This is a genomic window from Clostridium beijerinckii (assembly GCA_003129525.1).
Lineage (GTDB): Bacteria > Bacillota > Clostridia > Clostridiales > Clostridiaceae > Clostridium > Clostridium beijerinckii_D.
On the sequence record CP029329.1, the window covers coordinates 722,560 to 746,193 of the forward strand.

Below are 23,634 nucleotides of genomic sequence, written 5' to 3' on the forward strand. Positions count from 1 at the left end.
CTTCCTTATCTATACATATTTCAATTTACAATTAATCTATTTCTTTTCCCTTTTCTTCTCTTACTCTTTCCTTAATACGTTGTGATAAATACATATATTCTATAATTTTCTTCTTATCATATAAAAGTTTCTTTTCCATTATTGTATCTGCTAATACTTCTGCTAATTTATCTGAATCGTGTTTTATAAATCCATTTTTAATTTTAACTAAATTATCACCGACTATTTTTACTCCTAAACTATTTATATCTTCTCTATCTAACTTAACAAGTTCTGCACCATCTTGTTCATATTTTTCTTTTAACTCATCTGTTATTTCACCTGTATTTGCAATTACATAATCAACAATATCTTTTCCACCGTATTTAAGCAAAACCTTCAAGTGGTCTGATGTTTTAAATCCTGTAGTTTCACCAGGTTGAGTCATTATATTTGAAATATAAATTTTAATAGCATCACTTTTTCTAATTTCCTTTGCAATATCTTTAACAAGTAAATTCGATATTATACTAGTATATAAACTTCCAGGTCCCATAACTATTGCATCTGCTTCTTTTAATGCATCTAATGATTCTTTTAATGCCATTGCATTTTCCGGCCTTATTTTAAGTTCTTCTATTCTAGAATTTTGTTTAATAGCCTCTTCTGGAATTTGAGATTCGCCTTCCACTATGTTGCCGTTTTGAAGCTTTGCTACTAATTCCATATTATCTAAGGTAACTGGTATAACCTTTCCTGTTACTGCAAGTACTGAGCTCATTTTTTGAACTGCTTCTTCAAAATTATCTGATATTCCAGTCATCGCTGCTAAAAATAAATTCCCAAAACTTTGATTTTTCAATCTACCGTCTTTAAATCTATATTGAAGTAAATCCTCTAGTATAGGTTCAGTATCTGCAAGTGCTAAAATACAATTTCTTATATCTCCTGGTGGCAATATTCCTAAGTCTTCTCTCAAATCTCCAGAACCACCACCATCATCCCCAACTGTTACTATTGCAGTAATATTAGATGTATAGTATTTTAATCCTCTAAGCATTGTTGAAAGACCAGTTCCCCCACCAATTACAACTATTTTAGGACCTTTAACTAATAATCTTTTCTCATATATTAAACTTTCAATTTTTCTACTATCCAAGGACACTTTTAGATAGCCTCTATTAACTAGTGCAATTATAGATCTCATCATTTCTGTAACTGAAATATATAACACAAATACTCCTGTAATATTTAGAAACACATAAAAAACTTGATAATATAAATCATAAACTCTATGAGTCACTAATTCTGTAAAACCAAATGCTATTAATAATATTCCGAATACTCCAAATGCTAGCCATCGTTTTACCTTAATCCCTATTTTAAGCCAGTCGCGTATCCTCATAGCTTCTTTTCCCCTTTATGAAGATCTTCTGCTACATCTCTATGTTCTATTCTTGAGTTATAGTTTTCTTTATTTAATCTTTCATAAACTTCATTTGCAATTGCAACGGAGCGATGTCTTCCCCCTGTACATCCTATAGATATTATCAACTGTCTTTTTCCTTCTTTAATGTAATTAGGAATTAAATATTTTAGCATATCCATTAATTTTTCTATAAAATTAACAGTTTCCGTTTGCTTTAATACATATTCTTTAACTTGTTCATCGTTTCCTGAATACTGCTTTAATTCTGGAATATAGAATGGATTTGGTATAAATCTAACATCAAAAACCAAATCGGAATCTACAGGTATTCCATATTTAAATCCAAAACTCAATACTGTAATTGATAATTGCTTTTCTGGATAAATATTATCCCCGTAAGTTTGATTTATCTTTTCTCTAAGGTGTCTTATTTCATACTTAGATGTATCAATCATAATGTCTGCCAAATTTTTGACTTCTCTTAGTTTTTCTCTTTCTTGAGTAATACCAGTTAAAACCCTTCCATCTGGTGATAACGGATGACTTCTTCTTGTTTCTTTAAATCTTTTTATAAGAACTTCATCAGTTGCCTCTAAAAATAAAATTTCATATTTAAATTCATTTTGTTTTAGATAATTCAAAGTTTCTAAAAAATCATCAAAGAAAATTCCACCTCTAATATCTATAACCAATGCTACTTTTTCAATATTGCCGCCACTTTGCGTACACATTTCTGCAAATTTTGAGATTAACTTTGGTGGAAGATTATCTACACAAAAATACCCCAAATCTTCTAATGCTCTTGTTGCTTGTGTTTTTCCTGCTCCTGATAATCCTGTAACTATAACAAATCTCATATTACACACTCCCCTTTTGCCAAAGATCACTTTTAGGCACATAAGTCCATTTTCTTGAATGTGCCTTAGGATTAAAATTATATCATACTATTATAATTAAATCATAAAAAACCCAAAAGTCATAAACTCTTGAGTTTCAGTATTTAACCTAACATTGATCTCTTCAATCATCCTAATCATACTCAAAAGATAACAAATAAGTATGCCTTAATCTTCACCTAAAATTCTAACTTCTGGGTGTAACTCTACACCAAACTGTCTTTTCACTTCATCTTTAACATGATATATTACATCTAATACATCTTTAGCTGTTCCATTTCTCTTATTAATTACAAAGCCAGCATGTTTTTCTGAAACACATGCTCCACCTATTGTAAATCCCTTTAGACCTGCATCTTCAATTAACTTTCCTGCAAAATAACCTTCTGGTCTCTTAAAAGTACTACCTGCTGAAGGATATTCTAATGGTTGCCTATCTTCTCTTCTTGTAGTTAATGCATCAACTCTAGCTTGAATTTTTTCTTTATCTCCAGGTGTTAAATCAAAAGTTGCACTTAATACTATATACCCCTTTTGCATAACTAAAGATTGTCTATACCCTAAATTTAATTCCTCTTTAGAAAAAACTTTAACTTCTTGGTTATCATCTAACACTTCTGCTTTCTCAATAACGAATGATATTTCTCCATCATAAGCTCCTGCATTCATAAATACAGCTCCACCTACACTACCTGGAATTCCACATGCAAATTGAAACCCTGCTAAGGATCCTGCTGTAGCTTCTGTTGAAACATCTTTAAGTAATGCTCCACATTGTGCTGTAATTTTATTACCAACACGTTCTATTTTATTAAGTTCGCATAACTTTATAACAACGCCTCTAATACCACCATCTTTAACTAAAATATTAGATCCATTTCCTATAACATAAAATGGAATTTTATTTTGTTTACAGATAGTGATAGTTTCTTTTAGTTGTTCTATATTATTGGGAGTTAAAAGTATATCTACCGCTCCCCCAACTTTAAAGTATATATGTTCACTCATTTTCGCATCTAACTGAATCTGTGACTCTTCATATATCTTATTAAACAAATTATTATACTTTCCATACTGATTCATGCTAAAACTCCTCAAACACTGATATTAATATCATTTCTTTACATCATATAGAATAATCCATAAATTAAACTAACACAAGAAAAACTTTATCCGATTGTTAACTGCGCTAATAAACTCAAAACAATACAAATTAAATTTTATTCATATTAACCTATACTTAGTAAATTTTTATTCCGTATTATTATAGCATAATTTATTTATTTTGTTCATGTTTTTAATCATATTCAAAAAATTAACAATCATTATGCTAGTCTACTTTATGTATTATGCCTAAAATATGTGAAAATGCTATTTGCTGCCTTGTTATCGATTGACTCAGTTTCAAGAAGTTCATCTAGTGTAGCTTTTTTTATATTATCAATGCTTCCAAATTTCATAAGGAGTGCCATTCTTCTTTTTTGCCCAATATTGGGTATATCATCTAATATTGAATGTAATGTTCTCTTATCTCTTAAACTTCTATGATACGTAATTGCAAATCTATGAACTTCATCTTGAATTCTTCTTATCAATTGCATTAAATTAGAATTTCTATTTATTATTAACTCATTGTTATTATAGATTATTCCTCTTGTTCCATGATGATCATCTTTAACTAATCCACATACCGGTATATTTATGCCTAATTTATCTAAAACTTCAACAGCTATGTTTACTTGACCTTTTCCGCCATCCATCATAATTAAATCTGGAAAGTTAGAAAATTTTCCATTAGAAAATTTAATTTCTTTATCTTGGATTTCTTTAATTTCCTTTAACCCATGAGTAAATCTTCTTTCTAAAATTTCTCTCATGCTATCATAATCATTCGCATTTTTTACAGTTTTTATACGGAATCTTCTATAATCACTGTTTCTAGCTTTTCCATCTTCAAATACAATCATTGATCCTACAGAATCTACACCTTGTATATTAGATATATCATAAGCCTCTATTCTAAATGGCATACTATCAAGCTCTAATAAGCCTTGTATTTGTTCTAAACATATTATATTCATTTCTTTATCTTTTAAAATTTTATCCTTGAATTGATCTAAAGTAACCTTAGCATTACTTTTTACCAATTCTAGCATATCTTTTTTCTCACCTTTTATTGGAATCTTAGCAAAAACCTTCGAACCCCTCTTTACACTTAAGAATTCTTCTAAAGATTCTATTTCATCACTTTCTGGAATATAAATGTTTTTAGGTACCTTTGGAGTACCTCCATAAAATGATATTATAAATTGAGAAATAACAGTACTATCTTCTTCATAAGAACTATTTTCAATAATAAAATGTTCTCTTCCTGTCACTTTTCCATCTCTTAAAAAGAAGATTTGGATGCAGCAATCTTTCTCATCTTTATACATATTAATGAAATCTTCATCACCTTCTTGAGATTTAAATACTTTTTGTTTTTCAGCTATATTCTCTATAGCTAAAATTTTATCTCTTAGGGATGCAGCCTTCTCAAATTCTAAATTTGAAGAATTTTCTTGCATCTCTTTTTTTAATTTATTCAATAAGGTCTTATCTCTACCACTTAAAACATCCATAATCTCATCTATCATATTTCTATAATCAATCTTCGAAATATGCCCTTCACATGGAGCTTTACATTTTTTTATATGGTAATTCAAACATGGTCTTGTTTGTTTTCCACCTTCTACAATAAATTTCTTACAAGTTCTAAGAGGAAATATTCTTCTTATTAAGTTTATTGTTTCATGTACAGCTCCAGCATTAGGATACGGTCCAAAATACTTATTTCCATCTTTTGCATAATTCCTAGTAATAAAGACTTTTGGGAAATCCTCATTGGTAGTTATTTTTATGAAAGGGTAAAATTTATCGTCCTTTAATGAAATATTATACTTGGGGCTATATTTTTTTATTAAATTACATTCTAATATTAATGCTTCCATTTCAGAATCTGTAACTATATATTCAAATTCAGAAATATTCTTAACCATAGCTTTTACTTTTTCTGAATGATTCTTTGAATTTTGAAAGTATTGCCTAACTCTATTCTTCAATACTTTTGCTTTTCCAACATAAATAATTTCTCCAAGAGTGTTTTTCATTAAGTATACTCCTGGTTTGTCAGGTAAAATCTTTAATTGAGCTTTAAAATCGAACATAATCCACCCCCATTTGATCAATTAACAGTTAATTATTACTTGTTACTTGAAATTACTCTTCCTGCCACCTGTGCTGCTGCTACAGATCCATATCCTCCATTTTCAACAATTACTGCCACTGCAATCTTCGGATTATCTGCTGGTGCAAACCCTATAAACCATGAATGAGGAGTCGCATTTTGCCCGTTAGGAAGAACATAATCTGCTGTTCCAGTTTTACCTGCAGCATTAGTTCCTTGGAAATAAGTCCAACTACTATTTACTTTAGAATCGACTAAGTTCTTCATATAATCTTTTATAATAGCTGCATTTGTTGTACTAAGAACTTGTTTATATACTTTTGAATCTATAGTTTTTACTATATTGCCATCCTTATCTATTACTTTACTAACTAATGTAGGTTCCATCATCTTTCCATTATTAGCTATAGTACTTGAAATTAGCGCCATTTGCATTGGTGTAGCTAAAATACTACTTTGACCAATTCCTGTTTGTGCTATACTTCCAACTTCTACTGTTTTTAATGTGGGGAATTGGCTTTTTGTAATATTAAATCCTTCTGAGTCAATTGTATTATTGAATCCATATTTCTCTGCTGTAGTTTTTAATTTATCATTTCCAAGTTCCATGGCTAATGTACCGAATACTACATTACTTGACACTTTAAAGGCATCTTTTAAATCTAAAGTTCCATAAACAGCATTATTCGCATTGCTTAAGGATTGTTTAGAATTAAATACTATTTTTCCTTCATCTTGAAAGGTTCTATTTGTAACACCAGTTATGTTATCCAACGCACTTGTTAAGGTAACAGTTTTAAAAGTTGATCCTGGTGGATATAATCCAGAGGTTGCTCTATTTATAAGTGGGCTATTGTCTGCTGTACCTGCATTGGCTGCTTTCATTGAACTCTCTAAATCATTAGGATTATATGTTGGTTTTGAAACCATTGCAAGTACTTCTCCAGTTTTAGGATTCAATGCAACTACGGCCCCCTTGTTATTTCCAAGAGCATCATATGCTACCTTTTGGAGCGTAGAATCAAGTGTTGTTATAACCCCATTTCCAACTTTAATTTCATCTTCTTTTCTATTTTGAAACATTTCTTTTAATTTATCCTTACTAAAATCTTTAGTTAAATTTAAAATGTTATCTGTAATTTTATTATGAGTTGTTAATTCACTATCATAATTTGCCTCTAATCCTGTTAATCCATATCTTGGATCTACATATCCCAAAGCATGAACATATAAGTCTCCATTAACATAAGTCCTTTTTTGTGTAAGCGCATCTACTCTTGCACTTGTTGTTAATGCATTTTTATTTCTATCATATATAGTTCCTCTTAAAACTTCATTTCTTTTTGCCCAAAGTCTTTGATTTCCTTGTCCCTCTGCTATGTTAGGTGCTGAAAAAACTTGAAAATATGCAATATATGATATAAGAGCTACAAAGCAAAAGAGAAAAACTACCATTACTTGTTTTATACTATTAGAAATATTTTTCAAATTTTAGCCCTCCTCTGATATCTTTTGAAGTATTGCCAGTGCAAAGAACATACTTAATATGGAAGATCCACCATAGCTAATAAGAGGTAATGTAATTCCCGTAAGTGGTATTAATGCAAACACTCCTCCAATTATAACTAATACTTGGCAAGCTATCATAGCGCTTATCCCTATAGTACCAAGTTGTGAAAATCTATCTTGAACCCTAAAAGCTGCTCTCATTCCTCTATAGAAAAACAAGAAATAAATCATCATAATTCCAATAGCAAATACCATTCCTAGTTCTTCACAAATTACTGCAAAAATAAAATCTGAAGTATTAACTGGTACAAATCCTGGATAGCCCTCACCTAAGCCTGACCCCAGCATACCACCAGAAGAAATTGAATATAAACCTTGAACTATTTGATATCCTTCTGTATTTGAATATTCCCATGGGTTTCTCCAAATTAATATTCTTTGTCTTACATGTGGGAATAATTTATATGCAAGAAATGAACCAGCTATAAATAATACAAAAGTAATTACTACATATTTTTTCTTTCCAGTAGCAACATAAAGCATTGTTATTGCAATACCAAAAAATATTAAAGCTGAACCTAAATCTTTTTGCATAAACAAGCATCCCAATGAATACATGACTACTAATGCAGGTTGCCAAAGTTGTCTAAAGTCCTCTTTAATATTATTTTTATCTTCGTAATCTTTAAATGCGGCTGCAAGATAAATCACAAAACTGATTTTACCAAATTCAGATGGCTGGAATCCCATGCTTCCAATCATAACCCAGTTAGTTGCTCCATAGACTTCTTTTCCAAAAACTAATGCCATTGGCATAAAAATTAGTGTTATAATTAAATATATTTTTTTATATTTTGCAAAATCTCTTAAATCTCGAATTGCTACAACTAACGTAATAAATATAACAATGCCTGCTGTAAACCAAATTAATTGTTTAATTGCAACGCTAGTATCTAATCTATATAACACAGCCATGCCTATAACTGACAATATGCATGCAAATATAATTAAAAACTTATCTCCTTGTGGATAAAATTTTCTAACTAAAATTTGAGTGACTGTTAATAATACACATACTACCAATCCCATGTATATTGCACCCATATCAATAGGATCCTTTAATATAGCTATATTGGTAAAAAGAGCCATACATAAAAGATAAGTCAAAATTAATAGTTTTACCTCATCCTTTTTAATCTTCAATCTATATCACCTCGTTACGTTTATTTATTTTATATGTACACTTTTAATTTAGCATAGAACAAAAGTTGCTGTATACATTTTTTAATTCCCAGTAAACAATGATCGTATAATTTCCTATCCATTAAATAAACAAATAACAAATCCGTACCTAGCCTATTTTCTTTCATATGCCTTAATTTTTTGTAAGGCTCAGTGAAAGATGTATACTCCTCCACTGAGCCTAATTTGTCTGAATTCTTTAAGTTATGCTAGATATGCTTTACCTTAAAATTTTAAAAACTGCTGTTCCAATCTTTATTTCATCTTTATTAGTTAATTTCATTTTTCCACTTATTTTGTTTCCATTTAAATAAGTACCATTTGTGCTATTCAAATCTTCTATAATTAATGAATCATTCCTCACTATAATTTTAGCGTGATTTCCAGAGACATGTTGATCATATAAAGCAATTGAATTGCCATCGTTTCTACCTATTGTCAAATCTGATCTTATGGGGATAATGGATCCATCCTTTAAATCTTTGTTATTTCCCGAATTTATTATTTCTAATCCATAATTTCCTTTTGCTATAGGTAGTTTTCTCTTCTTACCACCATTTTTAACATCCTTATACATTATCTTCAGTGCATAGTATATTATTACATATAACATAATAATAAAAACTACTCCAAAAATTCCAGCAATCATTCTTGAAAAACTCATATTTTCACCTCAATATCTATTCCTGTATCATAGGCATCTGAAAAATTACTATTCAAACTATATGATATGTATTTTGCATTTACCTTATTAATGATTATACAACAAAAAATTAAGTCTGACACGTAAAATTCAGTTAAGAGTTAACAATGTACGGTCAATGCATGTTCAATTCACAATTCTCAATGCATAATTATGTAATAATTTCCTTTGGAAATTGAATTATTACATATAGAAATGTTTGATACCTACATTTCTTATTTTCCTTAATATTTTCAAATCTATTTATGGATTTGTTCCTTCATTGTGCATTGCACATTATCTCTAAATACTAATCATTAGAACAATATTTTTTTTAAATACTCTCCTGTATACGACGCTTCAACCTTACATAGTTCTTCTGGAGTTCCTGCTTTAATAAGAGTTCCTCCCTTATCTCCACCTTCTGGTCCTAAATCAATTAAATAGTCTGCACATTTTATGACGTCTAGATTATGTTCAATTACAACAACAGTATTTCCTGCTTCAACTAGCCTTTGAAGTATTTCTATTAATCTGCTAACATCATCTACATGTAATCCTGTTGTAGGCTCATCTAATATGTACAATGTCTTTCCTGTACTTCTTTTAGATAATTCAGATGCTAATTTTATTCTTTGAGCTTCTCCACCTGATAATTGAGTTGATGGTTGACCTAATCTAATATATCCAAGACCTACATCATTTAATGTTCTTAATTTATTTTCGATCCTAGGTATATTCTCAAAGAATTTCACTGATTCTTCAACTGTCATATTTAATATATCATCTATATTTTTGCCTTTGTATTTGACCTCTAGAGTTTCTCTATTGTATCTCTTCCCCTTGCAAACTTCACAAGGTACATATACATCAGATAAAAATTGCATTTCTATTTTTATAATTCCGTCACCAGAACAAGCCTCACATCTTCCACCTTTAACATTAAAACTAAATCTTCCGGGTTTATATCCCCTCATTTTAGCTTCCTGCGTTTGCGAGAAAAGTTCTCTAATTATATCAAATGTACCTGTATAAGTAGCTGGATTAGAACGTGGTGTTCTTCCTATCGGGCTTTGATTTATATCTATTATTTTATCTATATTCTCATGTCCAATTATTTCTTTATGTTTTCCTACGGGATTTTTACTTCTATTTACTATCTTATTTAATCCTTTATAAAGTATTTCATTTACTAAAGTACTTTTTCCAGAACCTGAAACTCCTGTAACTGCAGTTAATGTTCCAAGTGGAATTGTTATATTTATGTTTTTTAAGTTATTCTCTTTCGCCCCTATAACCTTTATACTTTGCCCATTACCTTTTTTTCTTATCTCAGGTATTTTAATTAATTTCTTTCCTGTTAAGTATTGACCTGTTATCGATTTTTCACATGCTTTAACTTCTTCGAGAGTTCCAGCAACTACTACTTCTCCTCCATGCTCTCCTGCACCAGGGCCAATATCAACAATATAGTCGGCTTCTTTTATGGTATCATCATCGTGTTCTACAACTATTACCGTATTCCCTACATCTCTTAAGTTTTTTAAAGTTTGTATTAGTCTATCATTATCTCTTTGATGCAAACCAATACTAGGTTCATCTAAAATATACAAAACACCCATAAGTGATGAACCTATTTGAGTTGCTAGTCTTATTCTTTGAGATTCTCCTCCTGATAAAGTTCCTGAATTTCTGCTTAAACTTAAATAATCTAGTCCTACATCCAATAAAAATTGTAATCTATTTCTGATCTCTTTAATAATTTGTTCACTAATAATTCTATTCTTTTCTGAAAATTCTATTCCATTTATAAAATCTAATTCTTCTCTTATTGGCATGCTTGCAAATTCAAATATATTTTTTTCACCAACAGTAACTGCTAATGCTTCATCGCTTAATCTTGCACCTTTACACTTAGGGCAAAAGTCATCGCTCATATATTGTTCTATTTGATTCTTTATCATATCTGAATTAGTTTCTCTATATCTTCTATTCAAAGAATTTATTTCTCCATCAAATGCGTAATTATATACTGCCTTGATACCATCCTTTGTATATTCAACCTTAAGTTTCTTTCCTTTTGTCCCATATAAAAGTAATTCAACATGTTTCTTATCTAAATCTTTTATTGGCGTATTTAAGTCTAATCCATATTCTTTAACTAATGATTGAAGTATGGCATAGGTCCATGAATCTTCTTTAAGTCTTCCATTTCCCCAACTAGCTACAGCCCCATCCATAATGCTTATTTCTGTACTCGGAATTACCAGTTTCTCATCTATCTCAATTAAAGTTCCAAGACCATCGCAATTATCACATTTTCCAAATGGAGCATTAAATGAAAATAATCTAGGTGCTAATTCGCCGATGCTTATTCCGCATTCTGCACAAGCAAAATTTTCACTAAATAAAGTATCATGTCCGCCAATAACACTGGCTATTACTAAGCCTTCTCCAATTTTTAGTGATGCTTCTATAGACTCTGTAAGTCTTCCTTCAATTCCTTCTTTTATAACAATTCTGTCTATAACAGCTTCAATATTATGTTTTTTATTTTTATCTAATTTTACTTCTTCTTCAGTTAAATCATAAATTTGCCCATCAATTCTAGCTCTTGTAAATCCATTTTTCCTTATATTTTCTAATAACTTTTCATGAGTTCCTTTTCTGCCTTTTACTATAGGTGATAATATTTGAAGCTTTGTTTTATCCCCATAGTTCATAATCTTATCAACAATTTGGTCAACAGATTGTTGGGTAATTTCCTTTCCGCATTTTGGGCAATGCGGAGTCCCCACTCTTGCATATAATAATCTTAAATAATCATAAATCTCTGTTATTGTTCCAACTGTAGATCTTGGATTTTTGTTTGTACTTTTCTGATCTATTGATATTGCTGGAGATAACCCTTCTATGTACTCAACATTTGGCTTATCCATTTGTCCTAAAAATTGCCTTGCATAAGAAGATAAAGATTCCATATATCGTCTTTGTCCTTCTGCATACAACGTATCAAAAGCTAAAGATGATTTACCTGATCCTGATAACCCTGTAAACACAACTAATTTATCTCTTGGTATTTCTAAGCTAACATTCTTTAAATTATTAACTTTAGCACCTTTAATTATTATTTTATCCTTCATAACACAACCCCCTTAATTTCTTAAATTTTAAATATATTTATCAAAAATTACTTATATAATTTTCCAAACTCCACAAGGAGTTTGTTCCTTCATTGTTCATTGTTAATTGTTAACTGTTAATTGATTAATGATGTCTCTAAGTTCAGCGGCTCTCTCAAATTGCAGATTCTTTGCAGCTAATAGCATTTCTTCTGTATATTCTTTAATTAACTTATCTTTTTCTTTCTTTGTAAGTTTCTTTTTATCATCTATCCTATACTCTGCTACTTCTTCTGCAATCTTTGTAGCTTCTATAATCTCTCTGACTTCTTTAATTATTGTTGTTGGAACCATTCCATTTTTGATGTTATATTCTTTTTGTATAGCTCTTCTTCTATCTGTTTCCTTTAGCGCTTTATCCATAGATTTTGTTATATTATCTGCATACATTATAACTTTACTTTCTGAATTTCTAGCTGCTCTTCCTATAGTTTGTATCAATGATGTTTCTGACCTTAAAAAGCCTTCTTTATCAGCATCTAGAATTGCAACCAAAGCAACTTCTGGTATATCTAAGCCTTCTCTTAAAAGGTTTATTCCCACTAATACATCATATTCTCCAAGTCTTAAATCCCTTATAATTTTCATTCTCTCTATAGTAAGTATCTCTGAATGCATATAAGTAGCCTTAACTCCAAGTTCTGTTAAGTACTTAGTTAAATCTTCTGCCATACGCTTAGTCAAAGTTGTTATTAATGTTCTAAATCCACATTCTTTAGTTTTATTGATTTCTCCATATAAGTCATCTATTTGTCCTTTTATAGGTCTTATAATGATTTCAGGATCTAATAATCCTGTAGGTCTTATAATTTGTTCCGCAATTACTTCTGAATGATCTATTTCATAAGCTGCTGGAGTTGCACTTACAAAAACCACTTGATTTATTTTCTTTTCAAATTCTTCAAACTGTAATGGTCTGTTATCATATGCACAGGGGAGCCTAAATCCATAATCTATTAAAGTATTTTTTCTAGACCTATCACCTGCATACATTGCTCTAACTTGAGGTAATGTTACATGACTTTCATCAATAAACATCAAAAAATCTTCTGGAAAATAATCTATTAAAGTTTTAGGTGGTGTTCCAGAAGCCCTACCATCCAATATTCTAGAATAATTTTCTATTCCACTACAATATCCCATTTCTTTTATCATTTCAATATCAAAGTTAGTTCTTTGCCTTAATCTTTGAGCTTCTAAAAGTTTATCTTGAGCATTAAGCTCTCTTAATCTTTCTTCTAATTCTCCTTCAATCATCCCAATTGATTTTTCAACAGTTTCTCTTGAAGTTGCAAAGTGAGACGCAGGAGTTATTGCTACATGATTTCTTTCTCCAAGAATAGTTCCTGTTAATACGTCAAATTCCCTTATTCTGTCAATTTCATCTCCAAAGAATTCAATTCTAATTCCCTTATTTGAATATGATGCTGGAATTATATCTAAAGAATCACCTCTCACTCTAAAGGTTCCTCTTGAAAAGTCTATGTCATTTCTTTCATATTGAATATCTATAAGTTCTCTAATAACTTCATTTCTTTCCTTTTCCATTCCAGTACGGAGGCTTATAGTCAATTTTTTATATTCATCTGGATTACCTAACCCATATATACAAGAAACAGATGCAACAATTATTACATCCCTTCTCTCAAAAAGAGCTGAAGTAGCTGAATGTCTTAATTTATCTATTTCATCATTTATGGATGCATCTTTTTCTATAAATGTATCTGTTGAAGGTTTATATGCTTCTGGCTGATAATAATCATAATAGGACACAAAATATTCGACTATATTATCAGGAAAAAATTCCTTAAATTCCGAACATAACTGCGCTGCTAAAGTTTTATTATGAGCTAGAATTATAGTAGGCCTTTGTAATTTCTCTATAATATTTGCCATAGTAAATGTCTTTCCGGAACCTGTTACTCCGAGTAAAGTTTGACATCTATTATTATGCTTTATTGAATTGATTAACTCATTAATAGCTTGTGGTTGATCTCCCGTAGGTTTAAACTTAGAATGTATTTTAAATTCTCCCATTAAACTACCTCCATTTCGAACAGACATTCGCATTATATGTCTATTTTACTTTTCCTTAACTATTAAGTCAATAATTTATGTTATATATTTTTCAATTGCCAATTTTATAAATTCCACAATTATACTTTATTAAAGAAAAAGATGGCTAAGCCATCTTATATAAATTTTCAATTATCAATTATAATTTCTTATCATTATCTTCTTCATCTTGATTAATTTTATTCTCATTAATTCCGTCTTGTTCTGATTTATAGCTTTTTTTCTGTTCTGAATTTTTAAATTTGCTAAAAACACTTTTAAAACTGCTATCATCAACTGGTATAATATCTTCTTTTTTTACCTTTCTAGGTACCAATAATACTCCAAGTCTAGTATTTTTATTATGTCTAAATTCAATATCTCTTATAATCCCTTTTGAATCTTTAATCTTCAAAATTGCATTATACCAGTTCGCTTTTAAAATGGCATAACTCTCTGCTTCTGAATTAATATTTTTATTATTTATCGATAGAATTTTATTTCCAACACCAATACCAAATTTTCTAACTTGTGAATCAGTTGAAATTTCTAAAATTGTTAATCCTTCTTCATCGCTTACAAATTTAGGTTTTCTCTTTTCTTCACTTTTTGTTTGATTATTTAACATAAATTCATGAGCAAATGGTGTGAAAATTACAACTACTATTTCACCCCAAATTCCAAATCTAGTAATTTGAGCTGCAATAATTAAAATAATTCCATAAATTAATATATGCCATCCTGATGATATTGCCTTTTCTCTTTTACTTCTTGTAAAAGTGATTGATGAATATCCTAGAATTGTATAAAATGGTAACATTGAAATTATACTACTTGTTATTAAACTAAGTCCTGAAGATGATTTAATTAATGGCCACCAATCTGGATTTTGTATAGATTCTGTCATATAATTTAGTGATGAATCATTCATAGTTATTCCAATCATTATCGCTACAGGTAATGCCCAATACCTCTTTAATGCATATCCGCCTATAATTTTCCCATCCTTATTTGCGAATACAGGAACTGCACCTCTATCACCATCAATCATTACTAATATACCCTCAATAATATGAAAAACACCAATAAAAATTATTAAATATAGTATGTCAATATTAAATATTATATTATTTGAAAACCCTGGTACAAATTTACTTAATAATTTAATTATAATACTTATAACTCCTAAAATAGCTCCCGAATAGGAAAAACATATTAATCTTGGTTTTATAAACATTAATAATATAGATATAATAAACAAATATTCAATTCCTGAATTTCTATTAAACACTACACCTAAACTCGTAAGAATTAAGCTCCCTATACTTCCGCCCATAATCCCTAAAACAAGTTGAGATAGTGTAAGTTCAATAGATGAATTTACACTACCTCCTAAAATCATTTTTTGCATAGATACTGTCTTTCTATTTTTCAAATGTAACATTATCATTAAAGTAATTAATAGAAATACTAATGGGGGAGCTATTATTGCACCTGCAACATTCCTTAATGTATATATTAATAAACTCATTCTATTTCCCCCTACTGTATCTTTTCCTCTATTTTTTGTATTGCTGTTTTCAATTGTTCATCTGTATTCTTATCATATCCATTTTCATCTATTCCTACTTGTGTTGTAACTTTAACATCTGGAATTATTCCTTTTTTATGGATGTTCTCTCCATTTGGTGTGTAATATTTAGAAATAGTTACTTTAAGACCACCAATCCCATTATCAAATTTAATTGATTGTTGAACTATTCCCTTTCCAAAAGTAGTTTGACCTATAGTTGTTGCTATACCATAATCTCGTAAAGCTCCTGTAACAACTTCTGAAGCACTGGCACTATTTCCATTAACTAATACAACTAAAGGAATGCCTTCGGCTATTCCACCAAGTGATAATGATTCATTTCTATTATCATACTTGTCAATTGTGTAAGTTATTATTTTATCCTTTTGTATAAACTGAGAAGCAACTCCTACGGCTTCTGTTAATAATCCACCCGGGTTTTCTCTCAAATCCAAGATTGTTCCTTTCATGCCTTGATTTTTCAATTCTTCGATGGTTGCTTTAAAATCTTCTGTTGTATTTTCATTCATAAAAGTTTTTATTCGGATGTATCCTACGGATGAATTGAGCATAGCACCTTCTACAGATTTAATTTTTACCTCTTCGCGTACTACCTTAACATCAAATTCATCATTCTCAGCTCTTTTAATAGTTAACTTTATTTCTGAGTCATTAGCTTCTGCAATCATAGATACTGCTTTTTCTAGTTCATCCCCAGATATATCTACATCATTTATCTTTTCTATTATATCATTTTCTACCAATCCAGCTTTCTCGGCAGGTGAACCTTTCATCGTAGATACAATTGTCACTTTATTATCTTTAGGAATTATAGTAACACCTATCCCCATAATACTACCATTACTTTGTTTCATTAAATTATCAAATTCCTTTGCATTCATAAACACAGTATATTGATCATTTAACGAATTAGTCATTCCCTTGATAGCACCTTCCAAAAGAGTATTATCATCAATTTCACCGTCAAACTTTTCAATTAGTTTATCTCTAACTATAAAAAGTGCTGAATATTTACTCTTATCATTAATTTGTTCTGCAGTAGTTTTAACTTGTGATGATGTTTTCACTAAAAAAATACCTTTAGTTGCCATATAATTTCCACCTATGAAAGATACACAACTAATAATTATTATAAAACAAATCAATGGTATTATTAAAATTCTTTTTCTTTTTTGTTTATTATTCCCAAACATATATTTCTTTGATTTCTTCACCTATAAAGACTTCCTTTCACATGTATTATACATATAACCCCAATAATACCTTTATAAACTTAGTCTTAGACACATGAAATAAAATAGCAGACCAAAAATGCGTAAACTAAGTAATCATACTGGTCTGTTATTTTTTTGAATGTGCCTTTGCAGGATTCTTATATAGGCTTCTCTTAAAGATTCCTTGGTGTTAGATTTAATTTTTCTTTATTCTCATCACATTTATCTGATATCTAGTCGTTCTAAAGTTCTCATCCTTCGGATTATAACTAAGAACGTCACGACCCTAGATTAGTTCAACTAGATTTAGTTGGAATATAAAATTCCAACTAAAAAGTTTCACTTTATGTTTATACTAATTTGCAAAAATTATACTACTAAAAATTTTCTTAATGCAATTATACTGGCAACTCCACCAACTACAATTCCACCAAACATAAATTGCCATGATAGTGTTGTTAAAATATAAGCTGATGGCACAAGACTTATGAATACTAGTTGTGAAGCAATCCATTTTACTAATCCATTATATGCAAGGAATAATGCTCCACATGCAAAAGTTGCTCCAATTAATCCTATTACCATACCTTCTATCACAAATGGCCATCTAATAAACCAATCAGTAGCCCCTACAAATTTCATAATCCCAACTTCTCTTCGTCTTGAAAATACAGTTAGTTTTGTTGTATTCATTATTAAAAATATTGAAACGCCCACTAATATTATAAATAGTCCAAATCCAACTACCTTTACACCATTTACAATTCCTATAATTTTATCAACTAGTTCTTGTTGTTCTCCAATAGTTTCGATACCTTCAAAATCTTTTATCGCTTTACTTATGTCAGATGTGTATTCTGGCGACTCTAATTTTACTGTAAATGATGCTGAAAAAGGATTATTTTGTAATGTATATCCTTTTAGTAATCCTTCATTTTCATTTGTAGTTTTTTGAAAGTTCTTATATTCCTCTTCTTTTGATTGATATACTATATCTTTAACCCCATCAATTTCTCTTAATTTTATCTCAATTTCTCTTTGATCAATAAGCTTTATATCATCTTTAAGAAAAATTTTAAGTTCGACTTTATCTTGAACGTTAGTAATTCCTTTGTTTATATTAGTAGCAACCAACATAAATATTCCTAGAACAAAAAAAGTTATAAGAACAGTAATTACTGAAGCAAAACTAATAGTTCTATTTCTTTTTAAACTTGTAAATGCATCTTTAATAAAATGTGTAATAGTATTAATTTTCATCTTCGTACTTACCTCTTTTCTCGTCTCTAACAATTTCTCCTTTTTCGATAGCTATAACTCTTTTTTTCATGTAATCAACAATTTCCTTAGCATGAGTAGCCATTAAAATAGTAGTTCCCGCTTTATTTATATCATCAAGTAATGACATTATTTCTCTAGCTGTATCAGGATCTAAGTTACCAGTAGGTTCATCAGCAATTAAAACAGCTGGATTATTAACTAATGCTCTTGCTAGCGAAACTCTTTGTTGTTCTCCTCCTGATAATTCATTTGGGAACATTTTATATTTATGAGATAAACCAACTAAAGACAATACCATTGGAACTCTTCTTCTAATATCTTTTGGTGATGCTTCTACAACTCTCATTGCAAATGCAACATTTTCATATATATTAAGGTTTGGTATCAATCTAAAGTCTTGGAACACCATTCCTATCTTTCTTCTGTAATAAGGTACTTGCTTTCTAGTAATAATCGTCAAATCTTTATCTGTAACTGTTATCTTACCGTTAGTGGGTTCAATTTCTTTTAAAATCATTTTTATGAATGTAGATTTACCAGATCCACTTGGTCCTACTAGAAATACAAATTCTCCTGATTCTATTTTAACGTTAATGTCTGACAAGGCTTTTACATTATTATCATAAATTTTAGATACTCCTCTAAATTCGATCATACTCAAACACTCCTTCTTTATCTGATGTCTAGTTATTCTAATGTTATCCACCTTCAGATGATAACTAAGAACGTCACTGCATAGATTAATTCAACTAAATCCACGTGAAATGTAAAATTTCACATGAAAAGTTTCACTTTATCCATATATCCCTCAAATTAATTGAAAAACTTACAAAATTAATTATAACATAAGAATACTTTGTAATGTTATACAATTTTATTAAATATAAATGATAAATGGGCCACATTTGATAATATGATTTTCATATACTATTTTTACTCTATGTCATTGAATCCTTCCCCCAAAACTTCATGAACTTCCCCTACTGTTATAAAAGCCTCCGGATCTATCTCTTTTATAAATCTCTTCAATTTTATAAATTCGCTTCTACTTAAAACTGCATATAGTATATTATTTGATTTGCCTGTATAGGCTCCTATTCCATTTAAAAATGTACATCCACGATCTAAACTATATATTATAAACTTACTTATTTCATCATTGTGTTTACTTATAATAAATACACTCTTGCATATATTGAATCCTTCTATAACTCTATCAACTATTATTCCAAGTAATATCACACTTAACATAGAATATAAAGCCACATCTATTCCAAAGACTAATGCACTTGCAAGAGTTATTACAAAATCAACCACTAATAATGACTTTCCTATATCTAAATGAAAGAACTTATTAAGAATTTTAGCCAATATATCAGTTCCTCCAGTTGATGCATTTTCATTAAATACAAATGCCATCCCAATTGCTGAAATTAAAGTTCCAAAAACAGTAGCCATCATTAAATCACTAGTTATTGCTATTGGATTTAAAAACTTTTCTATTACCCACAATATTATAGATAATCCTAAACTAGCATAAATTGTTTTCACCCCAAAGTTTCCATCAATAAACATAAATGCAACTAGAAATAATGCTACATTCAAGACCAATGTTATTATTCCAATTGAGAGATTAGGCATAATTGCATTTATAACTATAGCTGCTCCCGTTACTCCCCCTGCTGCAATATTATTAGGTGCAAAAAAATATTCTACTGATAGTGCAACTAAAATTATCCCTAATGTTATTATTATATATTCCTTAAATTTCGTTGTTTTCATTTTATATTCCCCCTTTTTAATTCTTATTCATATAGAACTTCTTTAAGGAAACTCTACTTACAGACCTTCGCTGAGTACTCACAGAGTAAGCGACCATCATCAAATCACAGATTCGTGATGTCTGCTTAACTGATTCACTCCAAATCATTATTTTAGGAAGGGGCTGTTGCATAATTAATATGAAATAGCAGATCTTTTATACAAATACCTTTAATAAACAGCCGTTTTGCATCAGCCCCTAAGCTCGAGCAACCAAATATAAAATTTGGACATTCACTTTTAGGATTCTCATCTATCTACTTATAGTTTTCCTTGTTTACTTTTGATTATTCAAGAATAGGAACAACGAGTAATCAATCTTCTTTCAATTTCTATTTTCCTATATATGAATAAAAAAATACAGGATATTTTGCTATTTCATAAGCTTTATATCCTGTATTTTTAATATACTATATTTTATTATCTTTAATCTTGAATTATTTCACTTGTTACATAAATTTAAGATTAAATTATTTCTTTAATGAAATAGCCTTTTTGCTATACTCTACTATGGCTTCTGTTGTTAAACCATAAGTCTTCAATAACTCATTAGGTTTACCACTTTCACCAAAAGTATCTTTTATTCCAACTTTTAATACTGGAACTGGACATTCTTCTGTTACAACTTCAGCAACTGCAGAACCTAACCCGCCAATCACACTATGCTCTTCCGCTGTAACTATTACTCCAGTTTCTTTGGCTGCTTTAATTAATAACTCTTTATCAATTGGCTTTATTGTATGTATATTTATTACTCTTGCATTAATTCCTTCTTTAGCTAATTCATCTTTAGCCTCTAAAGCTAATTCAACCATCATTCCTGTTGCTACTATAGTAATATCATTACCTTGTGTTAATGTTACACCTTTTCCAATTTCAAATCTATAGTTTTCTGAATTATTTATAACACTAACTGGTAATCTTCCTAATCTTACATAACAAGGACCATTATATTTTGCTACTGCGAGTATTGCTGCTTCTGTTTCTACAGCATCTGCTGGATTAATTACTATCATGTTTGGAATACTTCTCATCAATGATATATCTTCAATCGATTGATGAGTAGCTCCATCTTCTCCAACTGTTAATCCTGCATGCGTTGCACAAACCTTAACATTTAGCTTTGGGTAACATATTGAATTTCTAATTTGTTCAAAAGCTCTTCCAGCTGCAAACATTGCAAAAGTACTAGCAAACGGAATCTTTCCACAAGTTGAAAGACCTGCTGCAACTCCCATCATATTAGCTTCAGCTATTCCCATATTTATAAATCTTTCAGGAGCTACGGCTTTAAAATCTGCTGTTTTTGTTGATTTAGATAAATCTGCATCAAGAACTACAACATTTTCATTTAAAGTTGAAAGTTTTGCTAAAGCTTTACCATAAGCTTCTCTAGTTGCTATTTTATTTGCCATTAGTTTTTCCCTCCAATTTCTTTTAATGCTTGCTCACATTGCTCTTTACTTGGAGCTGTTCCATGCCATTCTGCTTTATTTTCCATAAATGAAACGCCCTTACCTTTTATTGTGTTACATATAACAGCAGTTGGTTTTCCTTTAAATTCCTTTGCCTTTGCAATTGCATTTATAATTTCATCATAATCATGACCATTAATCTTTAAAACATTCCATCCAAAAGCTTCAAATTTTTTATCTATAGGACCTGGATTCATTACGTTCTCTATGTTTCCATCTATTTGTAATCCATTATTATCTATAAATGCAGTTAAATTATCTAATTTATAGTGAGCTGCTGACATTGATGCTTCCCAAACTTGACCTTCTTCAAGCTCTCCATCGCCCAAGATTGTATATACTCTATAATCCTTCTTATCAAGCTTTCCTGCTATTGCCATTCCTACAGCTGCAGAAATTCCTTGCCCAAGTGAACCTGTAGACATATCAATTCCTGGTAGATCATTCATATTAGGATGACCTTGTAATCTTGATCCAGTTTGTCTTAATGTTTTTAATTCTTCTACTTCAAAGTATCCTTTTCTAGCTAAAGCGCTATATAAGGCTGGTGCTGCATGCCCCTTTGATAAAACAAATCTATCTCTATTAGGATCATTTAATTTAGATGTATCTATATTCATTTCTTTAAAGAATAATACTGCCATAATATCAGTTATTGATAAAGACCCTCCTGGATGACCCGATGCTGATTCTGTAAGCATAGATACTATATCTTTTCTCATTAGCTTTGAAACTTCTTCAAGTTTGTATTCATTATTCATTATAGAACCCCCTATTATTAATTGATTTATTGATTCATCCGATATCTAGCATCCGTAAACTTCCTCTTCTTTAAAGTTCGATATAACGGCTGCACGCTCCTGGACATTGTGCCCCTTGTGGGCACATTGTGACCCTTGTGGTTATAAGTTCTTCTAAGCCTCAGTTAAAAGAGAAAATTATATTTTTATTAAGATAATATATCTGAAGCTAAGAATCATTTTATAGTATGTTTCATTTTTAACATATTTATTCTAACACAGAAGATATTATTTGTATACTACATTTGTTAATGTGATATACTTTTGTCGTTTTATTTCATATATAAAGTGATTAATACTTTAAAAAGGGTAGTATAAATATTATTTTATTTATACTACCCCTTAATTATTATAGATACTTAACTTATGAATTACTCTTATATTCTAAGTGCATACCCCTTATTTTTGGGATATACTATAAATCTAACTTCCACCTTGGGTATCTATACCTTGATTTTTTAATTTAAATTTAAGCTAACTGCTAATGCCTTATCAACCTTTTTCATATCGGCTTCAGTCATATGTCCAATTTTTTCTTTTAACCTTCTTTTATCTAATGTTCTTATTTGTTCTAACAAGACAACAGAATCTCTATTTAATCCATATTCCTCTGAAGAAATCTCAACATGAATAGGTAATTTAGCTTTATTTATTTGAGATGTTATTGCTGCTACAATAACAGTAGGACTATATCTATTCCCAATATCATTTTGTATTATAATAACAGGCCTTATTCCACCCTGCTCAGATCCTATGACTGGACTTAAATCCGCATAGAAAATTTCCCCTCTTTTTACCACAATGTTTGCCATTTTTAAATAATCACACTCCGCAAATCCATGCCTCATACTCATTAACATCGTCTAACATATATTCGAAACCTAATTTGGAATATTCTAGGTTTATTTCAGCCATTTCTTGATAACCCTTTTTCATTAATTTTTCAAAATCAGCTGAAAATCCTTCGTTAATATATTGTATTAACGATTTCTCCATAATTCCACTACTTTTTTTAATTTTATTATTTTTTATATCTCTACTTTTCTTGTTTTTCATATTATTCAGCTTAATTATTGACATATTTTCGCCTCCATAGCAGTAAAAAGTTCTTTATAACTATGATTATATTGCAAATTATGTCAATTTGTCAAAGGATTTGTCTTACTTATTTGTCACTTATTTGTCACTTATAAGATAATTCTTTGTTTTTATCATTTTTCCCATAACTTATGTATGTATTTTAGGTATC

18 protein-coding genes are annotated in these 23,634 nt (G+C 29.8%); all 18 read right to left on the reverse strand.

Translation table 11 applies throughout. From position 1 onward, the window contains the following. Positions 1-31: 31 nt before the first annotated feature. The 18 genes from DIC82_02885 to DIC82_02970 all read right to left on the reverse strand — a co-directional run bounded on the left by DIC82_02885 (position 32) and on the right by DIC82_02970 (position 23,465). The gene (locus DIC82_02885; GenBank protein ID AWK50097.1) at positions 32-1,384 is read right to left on the reverse strand and encodes a hypothetical protein; all 1,353 of its coding nucleotides are present in this window, start codon (positions 1,382-1,384) and stop codon (positions 32-34) included. After that, complete coding sequence (locus tag DIC82_02890) at positions 1,381-2,265, reverse strand: RNase adapter RapZ (GenBank protein AWK50098.1); 885 nt, start codon at positions 2,263-2,265, stop codon at positions 1,381-1,383. The genes DIC82_02885 and DIC82_02890 overlap by 4 nt, the downstream gene beginning before the upstream one ends. A gap of 207 nt (positions 2,266-2,472) precedes the next feature. Next, positions 2,473-3,387, reverse strand: a complete 915-nt coding sequence (gene murB / locus DIC82_02895) for a UDP-N-acetylmuramate dehydrogenase (protein ID AWK50099.1) — start codon at positions 3,385-3,387, stop codon at positions 2,473-2,475. A gap of 257 nt (positions 3,388-3,644) precedes the next feature. After that, positions 3,645-5,510, reverse strand: a complete 1,866-nt coding sequence (locus tag DIC82_02900) for an excinuclease ABC subunit C (protein ID AWK50100.1) — start codon at positions 5,508-5,510, stop codon at positions 3,645-3,647. Between the two features lie 35 nt (positions 5,511-5,545). Next, positions 5,546-7,018, reverse strand: coding sequence for a penicillin-binding protein (locus tag DIC82_02905; GenBank protein AWK50101.1), 1,473 nt, complete (start codon positions 7,016-7,018; stop codon positions 5,546-5,548). 3 nt (positions 7,019-7,021) lie between these two features. Then, positions 7,022-8,242 carry a cell division protein FtsW gene (locus DIC82_02910; protein ID AWK50102.1) on the reverse strand — a complete coding sequence of 407 codons (1,221 nt, stop codon included), beginning with the start codon at positions 8,240-8,242 and terminating at the stop codon, positions 7,022-7,024. Between the two features lie 259 nt (positions 8,243-8,501). Further along, entirely contained in the window at positions 8,502-8,945 is a 444-nt protein-coding gene (locus tag DIC82_02915) for a hypothetical protein (GenBank protein AWK50103.1), read from the reverse strand. Positions 8,946-9,280: 335 nt separating this feature from the next. Then, positions 9,281-12,106: an excinuclease ABC subunit UvrA gene (locus DIC82_02920; GenBank protein ID AWK50104.1), complete on the reverse strand. Its 2,826-nt coding sequence runs from the start codon at positions 12,104-12,106 to the stop codon at positions 9,281-9,283. A 102-nt stretch (positions 12,107-12,208) separates the two neighbouring features. Further along, complete coding sequence (locus DIC82_02925) at positions 12,209-14,182, reverse strand: excinuclease ABC subunit B (protein AWK50105.1); 1,974 nt, start codon at positions 14,180-14,182, stop codon at positions 12,209-12,211. Between the two features lie 178 nt (positions 14,183-14,360). Next, entirely contained in the window at positions 14,361-15,731 is a 1,371-nt protein-coding gene (locus DIC82_02930; GenBank protein AWK50106.1) for a signal protein PDZ, read from the reverse strand. An 11-nt stretch (positions 15,732-15,742) separates the two neighbouring features. Further along, positions 15,743-17,008 (reverse strand): peptidase S41, encoded by a 1,266-nt coding sequence (locus DIC82_02935; protein AWK50107.1) that lies wholly within the window; start codon positions 17,006-17,008, stop codon positions 15,743-15,745. Positions 17,009-17,377: 369 nt separating this feature from the next. Then, the gene (locus DIC82_02940) at positions 17,378-18,268 is read right to left on the reverse strand and encodes an ABC transporter permease (GenBank protein ID AWK50108.1); all 891 of its coding nucleotides are present in this window, start codon (positions 18,266-18,268) and stop codon (positions 17,378-17,380) included. Continuing rightward, entirely contained in the window at positions 18,258-18,944 is a 687-nt protein-coding gene (ftsE, locus tag DIC82_02945; GenBank protein AWK50109.1) for a cell division ATP-binding protein FtsE, read from the reverse strand. Before ftsE ends, DIC82_02940 begins: the two co-directional genes overlap by 11 nt. A gap of 278 nt (positions 18,945-19,222) precedes the next feature. After that, positions 19,223-20,071, reverse strand: a complete 849-nt coding sequence (locus tag DIC82_02950) for a hypothetical protein (GenBank protein ID AWK50110.1) — start codon at positions 20,069-20,071, stop codon at positions 19,223-19,225. Between the two features lie 509 nt (positions 20,072-20,580). Further along, on the reverse strand, positions 20,581-21,525 hold the full coding sequence (locus DIC82_02955) for a transketolase (protein ID AWK50111.1): 945 nt from the start codon (positions 21,523-21,525) through the stop codon (positions 20,581-20,583). Beyond that, positions 21,525-22,346, reverse strand: a complete 822-nt coding sequence (locus DIC82_02960) for a transketolase (protein ID AWK50112.1) — start codon at positions 22,344-22,346, stop codon at positions 21,525-21,527. The genes DIC82_02955 and DIC82_02960 overlap by 1 nt, the downstream gene beginning before the upstream one ends. A gap of 497 nt (positions 22,347-22,843) precedes the next feature. Then, complete coding sequence (locus tag DIC82_02965; protein ID AWK50113.1) at positions 22,844-23,197, reverse strand: PemK family transcriptional regulator; 354 nt, start codon at positions 23,195-23,197, stop codon at positions 22,844-22,846. Between the two features lie 10 nt (positions 23,198-23,207). After that, positions 23,208-23,465: a hypothetical protein gene (locus DIC82_02970; GenBank protein ID AWK50114.1), complete on the reverse strand. Its 258-nt coding sequence runs from the start codon at positions 23,463-23,465 to the stop codon at positions 23,208-23,210. Positions 23,466-23,634 lie beyond the last annotated feature (169 nt).